Raw genomic sequence first — 17,075 nt, 5'->3', positions numbered from 1 at the left:
CAAACCAGCGCATGCTATATTTTATTACCAATTACTTTTATTAACTTTTTAAGAGGTTTAAGTCATAAACACCCATTAGAATAACTAGTATCTCTAAGTCTAAATGGTATTTTCTATCTCTGATCAACATGACATTAACAATTAGGATGATCCGTCCTTAGTTTGAATAGATTTTGTTAATGTTATATTAACCTCATAGCGATTTCTTATTTCATGTCAATGTTATCTTTATGGATATTCGAAGTATACTTATCTAATTTGGGTTAACATGTTAATCTCATCATCTTATTTATGATTTTATTAATATATGCAAGCGTGTACTAGAGATCGGATATCTACAAAAACACATCATCAGGATTATTCTAAATCAAACTTTAGTATCTTAAAAACTTCCTCAAAATTCCCCATAAAATTCTTCGTTTACGATTCACATTTCATGTTAAAAGGTAATCTTTTTAGATCAACATGTAAACATAGGGTTGATATGTCTATTATAGTTAACAAAACATTAACAATATGTGCTTGTGTGTTGTTAGAAGGTTGTTTTAATGTCGATTTCATGTCAATGTCGCATTTTATATCAATGTTAATTCACGGGCTCAGTTTGTTCTTAAATACTGATAAAGATCGTTTTGTTGATACTGACTACATAAATTTCTATCATGACATGCAATATACAGCTTAAATTGTACATTCTATACTAAATTAATATACATAAGTAGATCCGTAGCAAGTAAATAGGGGGTAGGAACGAACCTCTTTGAAGTATTATGATTGTACTCCTATATCCTTAAATACCGTTTTGTTTATTGAACAATACTAAATCTACATTAATATCATTTACTTTTTACTAGTTTTTATACGTGATAATTACATTTTGGACGTTACTATGTGTATTTTCCGTTATATACCTGGATTATATCCTTATAACTTATTTACAAAATAGCTTTATTTCCTTATCATTAATATTAAGTAGCCTAATTTGTTAATCTCATAGCAACTATCAGTAGTGCTACTAACATAATATATATTCCTATTAACAAAACATTACCACTGATATATTTCAAATTGGTAATAAAGTTACTAATTCAACCGAATTTTATACTAAACGTTAATGTTTTGTTAACAAGTATATGTTTACATGTTAATTTCATATTTCATGTAATTTACTGGTTTGGTAGGGATTTTTACAAATATTATCGAAATACTAGCTAACATGTTAATTTCAGCTCACATGTTAATTATAATTAGTTGTTTATGAGTTGATTTTTGAGGAGGTAGTTACAATGATTGAGCAAAAAAATGAAAAACAAGACCATCAAATTAACGATGATGATATATTAGATGATAATGTTTTCGAAAAAGCATGGCGGATAACAGAATTCTCAAAACTAGTAGGACGTCATCATAATACAGTTTATAATTGGTTCAATATCCTAGAAGAAAAGGGACTTCATGAAACTTTAAGAACTCAAAATACAAATGAAAAACTCTATAATGCTTTAGACCTTGAAATTGCTCTATTTATAAAGCAGAAAAGGGATGAGAAATGGTCTTTAGATGCAATTATTGACCTTTTACCACACCAGTTTGATTTAAGACCAGTGTCACCAGAACATCAAACAAATGAGGTATCCACTGAATTAAACCTTCAAGCTACTGCAGAAATTATTGAAAAAATGGTAACTAAACAGTTAGAAGAAAAAATAAAACATATTGAATCTCATTATGAAGAGAAGGTACAGAGTATATTAAAGCAGTTACCACAACCAGAAGATGTAGAAACGTTAAAATTACGCCAACGCCAAGATAGGCTTGATAATTTTATTATTGAACATAGAGCACGCCAAGAATTAAGAAAACAAGCAGAGAGCTTATGGAATAATAAACCTGAGGAAGAGCGTACTAGAAAAGCAGGCTGGTTTAAAAAAGAGGAAGATTTGAGTAAAAAACAACTCTTCATAGAGCAGTACATACAAGATAATATTATTGAGCATATAAAATCTCTTATGAATTCAGTAGAATAATAAAAAAGTCTGGAACTTAGTCCAGACTTTTTTATTATTTTGTAGTACCAAACATTTTATCTGGATCTAAAAAATCTGCTAGATCTTCATCTTCATTTGCTCCAGCATTATTATTTTCTTCATCACTACCCATATCGATAAAATCTCCAAATGCAAAACCTAAATCCTCATCCTCATCTATACTTTCAATCGTACTAATTTGAGACTTTTTATACTGAATTTGGCTTTGTCTTTCTTTAAACTCATTAAATTCTTCAACTAAACCTTTAGATAATCTCGATGGTAATGCATCAGTTTTATAGAATGTATATACACTTCCTAAGAAATCATTCTTACTCACCAAATATCCATTAAAGACTGTGCCATTTATAGGTAAATTATTTGAAACTTCTACCTTAGCGTCATCCATAAAGGAATCATTAATATTCTTTTGCTCATCTAGGATAGCAAGCATACCAAAATGATGTACTTTTGATGCTTCAACTGAACCATCATCGTTCTTCTTCATCAAATCAATTGGGGGATGGAAAGAGCTTCCTCTTAATGATTCTTGAAACATTTCTATAATTGCATGGCTATTTTCTATTTGATTCATATTACGTGAAACCTTATTAATTACTAAACAGCCCGTTTTCTCAAGTAAAATACGTTTAAAGTCTTGAGAATCCAGTATTACAGATGTACCAGATCCATTAGCAGCGGTATTTAACTCATGAATAATTTCACTAATACGTTGATTTGCATAATCTCGTGAATTAGCGACACCTTTTTTCTCATTTTCATTTAATTCCTTAAATTCATCGTAAAAATGCTGGTTATCAGCAAATACTACAAATGCTACACCTTTTGATTTATCATTTGCTAATTTCCAAATTTCCTGTGAAAATTTATTTACTTGTCGTAATACATCGGGCCCATCCGCTCGGACGGGAAGAGTTACAACAATCCCCATTTTAATAAAGTCTTTGCGCTCAATAGCATTTTCAAAGGCTATTCTTGCAAACTTTGCCTGATTCGCCTTAATTTCAGCCATTGGATATAGCTGCGCAACCTTTTGTAATTCTTGTCTGATTACTGGCTTGTTATGAAAAGCCGAAAATTCTTCAATGGCCTTAATGATTGTAGAAGTTCCAGTTCCTCCACCTAAACCTGCAAAAAATAAAACAAGTTCATCCGTAGGTCTTACACGTTCAGTAATAAATTCTTTTAGCTTTTCTTTTGCTTCCTCATTTGAATCAAGGACTTTTACTGCACGCTCAGGGTTCTTACCTAAACCACCTAATTTCAGTGAAACTTGATTACTTTTTGGTACATTTTTTAATTCAGCTAGATCTCCATCATTACTATTTAGTGCTAAGCAATTATATACTGCTGTGCCATCTGTATGTGTATATTCCGCAAATTTATCTACCATTCTAGTACCAGCTTGACCAAAACCGACCATCGTCATTTTAACTGCCACTTCATTCTTTAAGAAGTTTTTTGCCATTATTTTATCTCTCCTTATTTATCTTTTTTCTTTTCCCTAACTCAATCAGTACTTGTTGCCCTCTATAAGTTGAGATCAAAAATTTATATGGGTGCATGGTTTTTTCATAGATTAAAGACATTGATGATAACGTACTCACACTTATTTCCGCTGAACGTCTAGATATATTTGTACGTTCAACCTCTAATGAATAGGATTTTCCCTTTTTTTTCTTTACTCTCCTATCAATAACTACATTTTCCACTATTTCATTAATAGATATGCCCCTCATGTACTTCGTCTCTTGAAATTGTTTATTTACTATGTTTCCTATGTATAGAAATACACTATAGAGTATCTCATCTTGTTCAAGTATATCAGCAAACATGTTTACTACTTCATCTGCAAACTTGATTGTTTGATATTTTTCACTTAAAACTTCGTTCAAGTTGTCCCCCCCTTAAAACACTGGTTAATTATTCCTAGGAACATAGTACATCATTACACGTCGTATATCAAGTCATTATAAATAAAACTTATATAAAGGTCTTATATATAAGACTTATAAAAATAAAATTGGAATTAATCTATATATTATAAGGGTTTAGATGTACGACGTATATATAATGCGTATACATGTTATATCAATCTTAAATTTCATGTGATTTACATTTCAACAAAGATTATTAAAAAATCCAGATTAAAATTTTAAAAAACTGATTAAAAATCACCTATTTTTTTAACATGAAAATCCAAGAAAAACTTATACACCTTATATATAAGTTTTATATATAAGGTGTATAAGTTAATACTTTTATATCAATATTAAAACGAAAAATTACCTATCAAATTAACAAAAATATTTATATAAGACTCTTATATAAAACTTATATATAAACCGTACTTGTACAGCTTATATAATCCGGCTTTGATTTCTCAATTTTCTAACATCTTATATTAGTCGTGTGTATTTATATTACTAAAGAGATTTCAAAACATTCTTATAGCAATTCACACTAAGGTTTTCTTTATTACCTAGCTGTTTTAACAGGTTTTATCACTTATAAGACCGCTCATTGTTAATGTTATGTTAATGCACTGTTCTTCACTTAGTACTTGTTAGTTCACATTATTATATAAGTTATAAGAAAAATTATCCTCTGTTCCTCATTTGAATTCAATTCCTTGTCAATTTCATTCATTCCTTGAAAGCAAGTAGAAGAGATTGTTAATTTCATATGAACAGCATCAATCCCCTCAATATTCAACATATTAAAAAGAGAATACTAAGATAAATCAAATTTGACATTCTAAAAGTAGTAGGCTAACAACCACATCACTACTATGAAAAAGAAACATTTTGTTCAAACTAGATTATTAAAAGTGAGATCTCATCTTATTAACATCAAAGTGATACTTACATTACAATATAAACTTTTGTAATGTAGTAGGAATGATGATAGCAATTATAACCTTACATAAAATTAACAATTGGTTAATTTTATCATTTCAGTTAGGATTACTCCTTCTCAACGAAGCAAAAGGGGAAGTAGTTCAAGTGACTAAAACCTATATGTTAAGTACCTGTAGACATATTTCTAACTTATTTTTGATTTGGTAGAAACAATTAATAATATTTATCTAAGTGAATTTATGATTCTATACAATAAAAAACAACTAAAAGAAAAAGTTGGAATTTTAAATTGAGTCAATATCAGAATTTGGAAAGAGCGCTTCATCACATATAAAAAGTTGAATTTCGAGTTAAAGATAGAGAAAATTACTCTTTATTATCAATAAGTCTTTTTATAATTCTTGAATAATTTTAATCAATTAAAATGGTATTTTTACTATCTAATAAATGTTAGGACGTCATAACATTATTTTACAAATGGAATTTCATTATAACTATTGTTAGGTGTCTAGTAGTAGCTCGTCCTAACAAAACAAAGGATTTAATAGGGCCTTATAAATCAATAATTTATAAGAGATTTATAAGAGTAGTTATCATCTCAACTTCGATGTACAAAACGAGGTATCTCTAAAGATTAAAATCTCTTATTCATTTTTTCTTATTTTACAACTACCACATCAATGTAATAGTATATGAAAAATAATAAGTATTTAAGTTAAGTTCAATTCAATATAAGAGGTGTATGCATTGTCCGAAAAAGTGTATAAATATAGAAGATCAGGTACCAAAAAACATTTTCACTTAAAAGAAGCTGACATATTTGTCTTTACAGTTTTATATTACAAAAGAGCACTTACAACAAGACAAATCACTCAGTTATATAGTGCATTTGAGGGAAGAGAATGTTCAGAAGCTAGCATATTTACAAAGCTTGACCGTTACTCACAATATGGAGCTATGCTAACTAAAAAAATAGATAAAAAGGCTGACAGTATTACGAAACGTGCTTTATTTTCCTTAAAAGAAAAGACAATTGAATTCTTAATGCAAATAGGAAGAATTTCTAAAAAAAGTTCAAAAAGACGTTACTCAAGAGCAACTTCTTTTCACACAATGTGTTCACGTGAGGTCATGATCCGTACTCTTTTAGCGACTACAAATAAGACACAAACGAATGAAATATTATATAAATTAGATATTCGTTCTTTTTACCAGAAAAAAAATGTGAAAATTGAGGACAACCAATTGGCCTTGATTCCTGATGAACATATTTCATATCAAGATAAAAATATCCATATTGAGATGGATATGTGTAAAGAAACCAATTCTACCTTAGTTGAAAAAGTTGAGAAGTACATAGAATATACAAAAAAAACAAATGAAGATGTAACGGTTGTCTTTGTTATGTACGACAAATCAATGTTCCTTGCAAAAGATGCAGAACCGCCATACGTACGTATGAAAAATCTATTATTTTCTATGCGGAAGTATCATGAACTATTAATGAATATACCAAATCTAAATGTACACATTTGCTCATTGAAAGATGCTGGAGATGTTATTTCAGATATCATTCTAGGAACAGATGATAATCAAAACTTGGAACAAGATATTCTTTTTCCTTTATCCCAACGTACAGTAGGAGATGTCAATTGGCGTTACACATTTGTCGAAAAAATTCAAACGTTTAAAGAATCAATAGATGGTGGCCTTCGACGAACATACAGGAGAGATAAAGATTCTATTCAAGATTTCTTTTTTATTTTTGGAAATGAAAATGATTACCGAATGATTGCAAGATTAGATGATGTCGTGTTTTCAAGAAGGGATGGAGATGAAGGCGTTCCACTTGTAGTTATCTATCCTAAACGTGAAAATCCTAGGGATATTCTACTGATGGATGCTTACGATAATGTACTACTTCTATCCATTCAAAATACAAATATAGCAACCGATGAACAGATCATGGTACATACTGCAAATAACGTTAATCCGAAAAGACGTAAATTTGTAGAATTATATTAATCGTTTATTTTTTATATACTTTTATATAATTTTATTGATTTTTATTATTTAAGATGATAAAATAACGTTTGAACTAAACACTCAAAACTACAATCAAATCAGAACATATGAAATTAAGGCAAGCGACACACGCTGTTTTTACAGTGGGTGTCGCTTGCCTTTTTTTGTATGGAGAAAGGTGGAAGTGGAAAATGACAATGAACTTACAATTTGCAACAACTACTGGGGGAGTACTCTCAGCAAGAGAAGCATTTAAAACTCCAGAACTAGTCCTTAAACATATTACAGAAGGGGGAGCTAAATTTTGCGTTTCCCTACAAGATATCAAAATCCCAGGAAAGCCTAATTATTATTGGTACGATGTAATAATTGAAACTGCAACGAATAACAAACTAGAGATAAATATTGCAGTACTTTCTCAAGAAGAATATAACCAATTGTGTGAAGGAGATAGTATTGACTTATATTTAAAACAAACTGAAGATGCAGCGAAGTTCTTTCTAAAAAAATCAAAGGAACAATACAAACCAGAACTTCATAATCGTTTTACATTACACCATAAAGCTCAACTATGTCTTTAAAAAGTAGGTGAACCTTTATGGAGACATCTAAGCAAAGATTACCATTATACACTACAATCACCTTAATTAGCGGATTTATCCTTTCATTTGGATTTGGTGTAGCAAACTACATACAGTTACTCTACTATGCATTTGAACCACCGTCTTATCCTATAGAAATTACATATGTACCACTATTTTTAATGTTTTTCTCTTTGCTACTAGGAGAATTTAGTTTTAGGTTCTACAGCCGTATCCCAGCTTTACAATTTCAAAATGGCAAGTTATTAATTTTAATTGCTTCTCATATTGCAGTAGATATTCAGTTTTTATGGTTTGCAACTGCTCCTATCCATGCGAAAGTTATTCCTTATCTTATGAATAAAGCAAAACATGTTAATTTTGGTGAATATCAAGCAATAGGGGATGTATTAACAGGAAATTTCCATACACTCACCATGATATTTGTATTCTTACCGACCGTATTTATGATTTTGTTTACTCTTTGGTATAGTGGCCATATTATCCGTTACAGAGAAGAAATCTTAAAGTGGGTACAAAAATACGAATATAAAAATCATAAGTTGCAAAAATGGTTTAATAGCCAAGAGGAACAAATATATCCTGATGTTGAGATAGGTCCTCATATTAAGCACAAAGAAATGATTCGAATCAAGGGGAAAGATAGAACCCTAAATGGAATTATTATTGGTCCTATTGGTTCTGGTAAGACATCTAGTTTAATTATTCCAATGATTAATCAAGATTTACACTGGATGGTACGTTTTATAAATAAGTTTGAAAATACGTATAAAAAGAATAATTACGATACAGAAGAAGTAAAAGGAACATTTTTAAATGGGATAACTGTTATTGAACCGAGTAATGATTTATGTCAAAAGGTATTTAAGTTAGTACAAGCACACAAGATTCCTGAAAGTTCGATTTATTATATTGATCCCACAAACCCTGATACCAAAAACATTAATATTTTACGTGGACCAGTTGATAAAGTAGCCGAGGTTTTTGCAATGGTTATCCAGGGTTTGTCGGAATCTAATAATGCATTCTTTGAACAAGCACAACGGAACCACCTTAAGCAACATATTTATTTATTAAAACTACATAACCCACAAAAAGATGTGACCTTTGATGACTTAATAGATATGTACGACGATGTAGAACGTGTACACCGTATGCACAAACTATTAAAAGTACAGGTAGAAAAATTATATGATTTTGTTCAAAGTGGTGTTGCTTCACGTGACCAAAAAAACGAATATAAGATTATAAAAGGTATCGATGAATGGTTCGATAATACCATTCGTGAAAAAACGGGTTTCCAAGGGGAACCGGCCATTTATAAATCAGGAAAATATCGTGGAAAACCAATGCATTATGACCGGGAAGAAGAATATGTAAAAGGTTTGCGTAACATCTTAAAAGATTTAGCCTCAAATGTTTTAATACGACGTGTTTTATTTGGAAAATCAGATTTTGATTTTGATGTTCACCTAGAGCAAGGTGGTATTTTACTAGTAAATACAGCCAAAGGAGAACTTGCAGATCTTTCTAATGTACTAGGAAAATTCGTATTACTAAGTATGCAAAATGCTGTATTCCGAAGAGAACCAAATATTTCACCATACCATCATATTATTGTGGATGAATTCCCTGATTATGTTGTGCGCCCGTTCAAAGAGTTCCCTGCACAATCTCGTAAATATAAAGTCATTCTGACAATTGCAAGTCAAACACTATCTCAATTAGCTTTGGATTTCACAGAGCAGTATATGTTTACTTTACTAGGTTCGTTCCGTAACAAGATGATATTTGGTGATGTAACACCTTATGATGCGAAAATTTTCTCTGACATGTTTGGTGAAACAGAGGAATTTAAAGAATCTGAATCTGAACAAGGGATTTCTCCTATGCAAGAGAATCCCGTTAGTCGCTTAGGTTCGACATATCAAAAATTAAAAGAAGTCGTTATGTCACCAGGAGATATCATGGCACAAGGTGCCTTCATTTGTGCTGCGCGTATTGTACAAGACAATCATGTACAACCTGTACAACAAATTACTAGTAACTTTGTACCCAAAGAGGAATTTGCTCAAGCAATCATTCAAGTAGAGATTAAGTCTGGACAATATTGGGAAAACGAACGTCTTCGACTCATTGAAGAATCTATCGCAAAATCAAATCCTATGAAACATGTAGATGCAAATAATATAAAACAGATAGAATCATTTCCACCTAGGCATGGTGATAAAATAGGACAAAATAATTCCATAGAAACAAACACCGTAGAAAATGTAACTTTTTCTGATTATTCTACGGCTGTCAGTCAACAGGGACATGTTATTGAAGAAACTGAAAATAAGTTGTATGAAGAAATTAAGGCATTTGTGATCGAATCACAACAAATCTCACCATCTCTTTTGCAAAGAAAATTCAGAATCAGCCATATAAAGGCTGTACAATTTATTGAGAAGTTAGAACACAATCAGGTTGTGAGCACTTACACTGGGAATGGCCCTCGTAAAGTTTTAATTTCAAACAATAATAGTACATCGATATTATCAAAGGATTCTCAAATCAATACTACTCCTTCATCTAATACAGATTTAGATAATACGAATTCACGAGAAAATAGCATTCCAAACGAAGAAACAGAAGCACAGCAAGAGGAAACAGGCTTCTTTAAAGACATCCTATATGATGATGTAGTGGCCTTTGTTAAGGAATCAGGGAATGCTTCTATACATGCACTACAGAACGCATTTAAAATCGATTATACACGTGCTTCAAGATTACAAGATGCCTTACAACGGAATGGCGAGCTGCCGAGTATAACAAAGGAGACACATATGGAAAGTGTAAGTCCTAAACAAAATATAGAGCTAGCAGAACGAAAGAAAGAGGTATCTAATACTATGTTGGAAACAAAAAGGGATATAGAATACCCAATTCATTTAGGAATTCCTGTTGAGACCGATCCACTGCAAAAAAAGCTTCCAACAGGGGGACTTATAACTACAGTATTAGAGGAAACAAAAACAAATATGAAAACTAATTTAATACCAGCTACAAAAACAGTTACTCCCACTAAAGAAAATAAGCTTGATGAAGAGGTTGCAAAAGTTTACGAATCTATTGGCATTACTGTTCATCAAAACTTAGAAAAGAATATGATAGAGAACACTAGAAATAGTGAAGAGCAGCATGAAGATAAACATATGAACTATAAAGAACGCCAAAAAGGCTTAAAAGCCAAACAAAAGAATACGTATAACAATACGAATTCACTACTTAATAAAAACCAGCAACAAAAGAAAAATACATCTAATGTAATGAGTAAGGAATTAGATGATTTTTTTGATTAATACCTATAGAAACCTATAATAACTTTTAATTCCAGATTTTATTTCCAGGAAAAGCTAGATATAGTATTTTAGCTTTTCCCTTTTAAAAAATAAGACTTGCACAAATTACTTAAAAACGTTATATTAAAATTAATAATTATACAAACAAAACATGACTTACGTGAAGGACACACCTTACGTACCATTCCAACGGTACAGGTGTGTCCTTTTTTACGTTCTAGGAGGAAAATATAATGGTAGAAGGTAAAGTAAATACTCAAATTGCAAAAGAGCTAGGGATGGTATTTGAACCGGATAGCACGCTAGAGGAAACCTTTATAGAAACAACTTTCAATCAATTTGAACGAATACGTGAACATGAATTAGAAGAATTAGCTCGTATGAAACGTGAACGTACTGTAGGGAAAGGCTTAATTACCGTAGTATCTGAAAAATTATTCCCAACTAAAAACGGAACATCTGAGCGAATACAAGTGCTCACAATGCAAATTGGTACTCATACGACAGCATATTGTCCAATTACAGAGGCAGGTATAAATATTCCTAAAAATCCTCAATGGCTGATAGGTAGAACAAAACCTGTTATTATTGAGCATTTCCAAAAAACTGAGGAAGGGAACTTTGCTGTTGTATCTATCACTGCAGGAGAACTTGCACTGCAAAGAAAATTATATGAAGAAATAGTAGAGCAAGAGGGGAATAAAGTATACACAGGAACAGTTTCTGGACATATTCCATCTGCACAAGCTATTCTGGTTGAAGTTCATGGTGTAACAGTAGGAGTAAGATACTCGCAATGGTCTCATTCATTCGTCCGCTCGACGGATATTATTATTGGTGATGTTGTAGAGCTTATCATCGATAAAGTAGTGGAAAAGAATGGGCGATATGAGTTTAGAGGAAATAAAAAGAAACTAGAAACAGATCCAATGGAAAAACTATTAGAATTAAACAAACGACGTGACCGATTTGTAGGTAAAATTGTAGGGATAGATGCTATTGCTGGAATTTTCGTAGAGGTTGCACCAGGTATTCAGTTTAAAGGACTAAAAGGTCGTAATCTGGCAAATCCAACCATGGATGACGCAATAAACCAAACAATTGTTACATGTGAGCTGCTTAATATTGATGCTAAAAATAGAAGAGGAACAGTACGTATCCTAAATTATCCGCAAGGCCAAAGTAAAAAATCTAATTCGTCAATTTACCAATTTTAATGGATGATTATGCATACAATAGAGAAACAAATATCTACTTATATCCCTTCTATTCCTCATTTATCAAGTGAGGATGCACAAGGACTTCAAATATATCGAATACATGATTTGGATAAAACCTATGTATTCCACTCTTATGACGAATTAGTTAAGTTTAAGCAACTTTTAACAGAGGAACAATATGCTATACTCAATTTTATTGGTGTTCATACATCCGTTCGGTTTAATCATTTATTATATCTATTCAAGAATAAATTTTCGCGGAAGAAAATTAATAATGCACTTCAAGGATTACTTTACTATCAATTTATCGAAAAATGGCAAGTAGAAATTTTTGATATGGAAATCTTTGAAGAAACATATACCTTATCCAACAATGGATTTAAACTACTAAAATACTGGCAAGGAAATATGTTCTTCTTTGCCCCAGAGCGTCTTGACAATCATGGTAAATATATTCACCTGCGTTATTGGCATGATATAGACCTACTTTGCCATTTACGCTATGCTCCTTCATTTTTAGGGCATATTATGCATCCATCTATTAGTAAAGGGGTTTTTACCCCTTCTTTAAGTTTTATAGTAAATGGAGGAAAAGAACGTAAATTTAATTTTGTTGTATACTCCACCTTATTATCTGATCAAAAGGATCGATTAAAACGAATAATTGCTAGATGGAAGACTTTTGTAGAGTCAGGAAAAGATGTTATTATGAAGGACTTAGGGAATAACCCTACAATTTTAGTTATTTATGTTTCTACTAAAAAACAAGCAAAGCAAATTAATAATGAACTATTACTTGATTTAATTCATGGTAAAGTATTGTTATGCATAGGGGAATCTTTACATTTTCAAGGATTACAACACGCTTTTTATCAACCTCTTGCAGAAGGGGAGATCAAACAATTAGATACAAAGCTATTCATAGAAAACTAAGCCACCATACAAGCTTTCGCTTTAAAGGTGGCTTGTTTATTTTATAATTAGCTTGGAGTATTCAAAAAAACTTAACAAAATTAATAATCCTATATCTACCTCTATACAAAGCACGGATTTTGCGAAATAATATTCTTTGACACCTGTTAATAAAATAACATTATATACAAATATAGTTATTTCATTGGAGGAATATAAAAGAAAGGAGTACTATATTGCTACGTATACAAAGAGGGTACATGTACGATCCTGATGATAATGAGGTAATAGTAAATGAAATTTTCTATGATGGTACATCAGAAAAAAAGTTAGGCAGTAAAATGGGTGTATTTGATGCAGTTAAAGTACCTGTTGCTATTTTTCAAAAGGTCCAGGAAAACGAAAGTATGACCTATATGGAAAGTGTTGAAGTAGAAGAAAAAAATATTAAGGAAATACTTTGTTATTTAGTTCAAAATCAAAAGCCAGAAAAGCTATATTTTGAAATACAGTACATGAAGTAACTCCAGGGACTGAATATAAGAGGGGATTTATAGCAGGGGATTCAGGGGCATTATTATACAATACATGTGGGATCTGCATATAAACTTCCTTCTTATCCCTTTTCTATTGAAAACAATTGAATATAATATAAAAATGGTTTAATATAAATCTATATTTATTGTTTAATTGATTCCGTCTATTCCCACACCCTATGTGTTGTGGTTGAGTTTTAGAAACAAGTTGTATTCTTGTTTCAATTATGAAAGGGCTTCTTTGAGCCGATTAGTGTATATATAGCTTATTTTGCTATGCACATTTTAATCGACTTGAAGAAGTCCTTTTTGTGTTGTCTTCGAGTTAGGAATCACTTATACATAAACCTTCAGGACTAAAAGTATGCTAAATGAGAAAACACATATTTTGTGCTTTTTGTTTAATTTAGAGGAGAGATTATATGAATTTTTACAGAGTATAGCTTGAACTACTCACCACTTAACGTCCTAACGGACTGTTTGAAGTGGGAGATTCCTGCGAACACCGATGCATCCACGAGTTATCTTAGCAGGCTCTACCCGCAGTCCCTACGGTGAGAACATAAGTATCTTGTACGCTGACTCACCACACTACCTACTTTAGCTTGGTTTTCGCAATTTTGAGAAGCGTGGGGCGATAGAACGTTGAAGATTTTACGGTTGCAACGTTTTTCTGCAACCAACCTCAAATCTTCAGTTTTCGAAGAGCAACCTGTACAAGTAAATGATAGCAAATATGTTGGCTTATGCCAACCGACATTCATCTCCCACCTAAAATTGGTGTTTCACACCTTCACATTTTTGAGGAAGGAGTCTTCTGTCGGAAAACGATAAAAAAATATGGATGAAACGCACATATTTCGTGCCTTTTATTTAAAAAAGAGGATATTTATGATGAAATATGAACATGCAATTACTTTAGATAAGTCAACATTATCAATAGGGGAAATGATTTAAAACTTTCAAAAGAAAAAAATTAATTACCACGTTAAAAGTTATGAACTTACTATCTATAAAATCAAACCTTTATCGCTCCTTTATACTGTTGGAAATTCCAACAGTTTACGATGAAGTAAGATAATAAGTATCAATTCATAATGGCATTCGAAAGAGAAGAACAAGGGAATCTAAATATGTAAAGTACTTGTTGCAATGCTAAAAGCACAAGAAATTAGAATATGAAACTTGAGAGGAGTTATATAATATGATTACAGTTAATCGAGGATACATATATGATCCAGATGATAATGAAGTCTTAATTACCGAAATTTATTATGAAGCTGCTACAGATACTAAACTAGGAAGTAAAATGAATAACTTATCTTACTCAGACATTCCTAATGAGATTAAAGAAAAAATAGAAGCAACTGCTTCATTATCCTATGTGGAAAGCATTGAGATGTCTCAGCCATTAGCTGTTGTATATCAAAATGAAATTAACATGTATGGAAAACCAGAAAAATTATACTTTGAGTATACAAACATTTAAAAAGAAAAAAGACATTGAACAGTTTGTTTCAATGTCTTTTTTCTTTTTAAACTATAGAGGAACAAATGGTTAAGGTTTTGTTTGGCATTCTATAGTATTTTAGGTGTGTTATACTTATATTTACAAATTATAATATTTCGTAGAAAGCTAGGTTTGTTTGCTACTATTCGATATATATAACTGGAGGAAGAATTATGGTTTTTTTTTAAAAGATAGTATGTGGTGTTTGTGATAAAAAGGTTGGTTTAAATCGTTATAAAATACTAAAATCTGATGCATGGCTATCATGGCTATGCCCAGATTGCTTTCATAAAGCAGGTGGCTTGGGTGTTGTAAGTGTAAGTACGGACACTATCGAAGAATTGAAAGCTACAATCGATGCAAAGATAGCAAAACTTGCTGAGGATCCATTGTCATGCGCTGAAGGAATGTATCAATTCTGTATAGATAATAAATTCGGTTCTGGCTTTAATGAAAAGTGGGCTGTAAAACACTTCAAGGTACTAGAAGATAACTTGATGAATGGCGAAAAAATTCATATGACTTATATCGGAATGCATGATTATCAATCTACAACAAAGCATGATGGTAATTATGCCTACGCCATAACTAATAAACGCATTATGTTTGGACAAAAAACAATGGCTGGTGAAAAATTCAAAGCAGTAGATCATAAAAAGATAAATGATATATCTTTTGAAACAGGGATGTTGTTCGGCTTTCTAACAATTGATACTCCGCAAGAAAAGATCAAAGTTGCGTTAGATAAAGATTCAGCAAAATCCATTAATAATCATATTCATCAAGTTCTAGATACTTTAAAAAGCAAACCTAATGAAGCTCAACCACAAGCAGTATCTGCTCCAATATCAACAGCAGACGAATTAAAGAAGTTCAAAGAGCTGTACGATATGGGTGTTATTACAGAAGATGAGTTTAACGCCAAAAAGAAGCAGTTGCTTGGTATATAAATACAAGATAAACAAGACAAGTATATAAGAGAGAAAAAGACATTGGACGTATTTGTCCAATGTCTTTTTTATTACACTGCAGAGGAGCATGTATAATGAATATTGTAAATGAAATAGAAATTGTACCCTATACAAATTATTGGCTAACCTATAGTTTCTTTTTAGGTGACAGTTTATTAAATTATTAGCGATAAAAGCCAATGATTTAAAATCGAGACATACTTTTTCTTATAATCTGACTAATAATTTTTGTTACCTAGGGCAAGGATATCAAGGTGTTGAGGAGGTACTAAGAAATGTACGAATTTGCCCAAAGTCATCATAAATATTGCGTGGAATAGGCCACATGTGCGTGACAGGATAGTTCTTTAAGCTACAATCAGGTGATACAATATCCCGCCATTTAGTAAGGAACTCCTCCATCTTTAGTTAAATAAAGAATCAAAAAACCAGATTCCACGCTGCGTCCCCTAAGACGGTCCTGTTGTTATTTAGGATGTATGAAAAACTAACTTGATTACTCTTATCAGAATTGAGCATAACTGTACACGTAACGTTAGATATAGACATACAAACATCACTTTTATCTCCAGTATTACTGTTGAATACAATCCAACCTGGGTCAAAGTATGTTTTAGTTAAGCGTTTATTATCCGCCTCAGCAACTTTTAAGGCTGTTTCTTTTGGTTCGAATCCCATAAAATATCCCCTCTTACCCAATTATATATTCATTGTACGAATGTATTTTTGTCCTAGTAAATTGGATTTAACTATTTTTAAATATTAGGCAGTATTACTACTTTACTTAAATCTAAAATACATACATTGTCATGAACGAATTATTATTTTGAAGGAGATGAGATATTAATGCATATAGTTCCATGTTGTCATCTACAGCTATATACATCATTTACACCAAATCCTATGCAGTATATTCCATATGGGTCATGGGATACTTTTGTACAGCTCAATCCGCAACCACTACCTCCTGGTACTTTTGTAGAACTCAATCCACAGCCACTACCTCCTGGTACTTTTGTAGAACTCAATCCACAGCCACTACCTCC

At 31.6% G+C, this 17,075-nt stretch carries 13 protein-coding genes; 10 read left to right on the top strand and 3 right to left on the bottom strand.

Annotation, left to right across the window (positions count from 1 at the left end; translation table 11 throughout):
• Positions 1–1,286: 1,286 nt before the first annotated feature.
• Positions 1,287–2,027 (top strand): MerR family transcriptional regulator, encoded by a 741-nt coding sequence (locus MR170_RS26060; RefSeq protein WP_000572537.1) that lies wholly within the window; start codon positions 1,287–1,289, stop codon positions 2,025–2,027.
• Positions 2,028–2,061: 34 nt separating this feature from the next.
• Here MR170_RS26060 and MR170_RS26055 read toward each other — a convergent pair whose 3' ends face one another.
• Positions 2,062–3,516, bottom strand: a complete 1,455-nt coding sequence (locus MR170_RS26055; RefSeq protein ID WP_001097036.1) for an FtsZ/tubulin family protein — start codon at positions 3,514–3,516, stop codon at positions 2,062–2,064.
• A 4-nt stretch (positions 3,517–3,520) separates the two neighbouring features.
• Positions 3,521–3,943 carry a hypothetical protein gene (locus MR170_RS26050; RefSeq protein ID WP_001006726.1) on the bottom strand — a complete coding sequence of 141 codons (423 nt, stop codon included), beginning with the start codon at positions 3,941–3,943 and terminating at the stop codon, positions 3,521–3,523.
• A 1,713-nt stretch (positions 3,944–5,656) separates the two neighbouring features.
• On the opposite strand from MR170_RS26050, the gene MR170_RS26045 reads away from it, so the two are divergent.
• From MR170_RS26045 to MR170_RS26010, 8 genes are all read left to right on the top strand, one after another.
• Positions 5,657–6,934 (top strand): replication-relaxation family protein, encoded by a 1,278-nt coding sequence (locus MR170_RS26045; RefSeq protein ID WP_242309938.1) that lies wholly within the window; start codon positions 5,657–5,659, stop codon positions 6,932–6,934.
• 107 nt (positions 6,935–7,041) lie between these two features.
• A complete protein-coding gene (locus MR170_RS26040) occupies positions 7,042–7,515 on the top strand; it encodes a hypothetical protein (RefSeq protein ID WP_082044813.1) in 474 nt (157 codons plus the stop codon).
• A 17-nt stretch (positions 7,516–7,532) separates the two neighbouring features.
• Positions 7,533–10,880: a DNA translocase FtsK gene (locus MR170_RS26035; RefSeq protein WP_242309936.1), complete on the top strand. Its 3,348-nt coding sequence runs from the start codon at positions 7,533–7,535 to the stop codon at positions 10,878–10,880.
• Positions 10,881–11,113: 233 nt separating this feature from the next.
• Positions 11,114–12,097 (top strand): RNA-binding protein, encoded by a 984-nt coding sequence (locus MR170_RS26030; RefSeq protein WP_098353486.1) that lies wholly within the window; start codon positions 11,114–11,116, stop codon positions 12,095–12,097.
• A 9-nt stretch (positions 12,098–12,106) separates the two neighbouring features.
• The gene (locus MR170_RS26025; protein WP_242309933.1) at positions 12,107–13,033 is read left to right on the top strand and encodes a hypothetical protein; all 927 of its coding nucleotides are present in this window, start codon (positions 12,107–12,109) and stop codon (positions 13,031–13,033) included.
• Between the two features lie 215 nt (positions 13,034–13,248).
• Entirely contained in the window at positions 13,249–13,536 is a 288-nt protein-coding gene (locus MR170_RS26020; RefSeq protein WP_002083359.1) for a hypothetical protein, read from the top strand.
• 1,216 nt (positions 13,537–14,752) lie between these two features.
• Positions 14,753–15,037 (top strand): hypothetical protein, encoded by a 285-nt coding sequence (locus MR170_RS26015; RefSeq protein ID WP_043936475.1) that lies wholly within the window; start codon positions 14,753–14,755, stop codon positions 15,035–15,037.
• Positions 15,038–15,360: 323 nt separating this feature from the next.
• Positions 15,361–16,008, top strand: coding sequence for a PH domain-containing protein (locus tag MR170_RS26010; protein WP_242309931.1), 648 nt, complete (start codon positions 15,361–15,363; stop codon positions 16,006–16,008).
• 441 nt (positions 16,009–16,449) lie between these two features.
• Here the strand turns inward: MR170_RS26010 and MR170_RS26005 are convergent, their stop codons facing one another.
• Positions 16,450–16,707, bottom strand: a complete 258-nt coding sequence (locus MR170_RS26005) for a hypothetical protein (RefSeq protein WP_242309928.1) — start codon at positions 16,705–16,707, stop codon at positions 16,450–16,452.
• Positions 16,708–16,875: 168 nt separating this feature from the next.
• Between MR170_RS26005 and MR170_RS26000 the strand changes: the two genes are divergently transcribed.
• Positions 16,876–17,075: hypothetical protein (locus MR170_RS26000; protein WP_242309926.1), on the top strand; the 200-nt coding region annotated here is incomplete at its 3' end.

The organism is Bacillus cereus group sp. BfR-BA-01524 (assembly GCF_022662595.1).
Taxonomy (GTDB): Bacteria; Bacillota; Bacilli; order Bacillales; family Bacillaceae_G; genus Bacillus_A; species Bacillus_A thuringiensis_S.
Note: the sequence above shows the minus strand (reverse complement) of the source record. Positions and strands in the feature narration are given on the sequence as shown.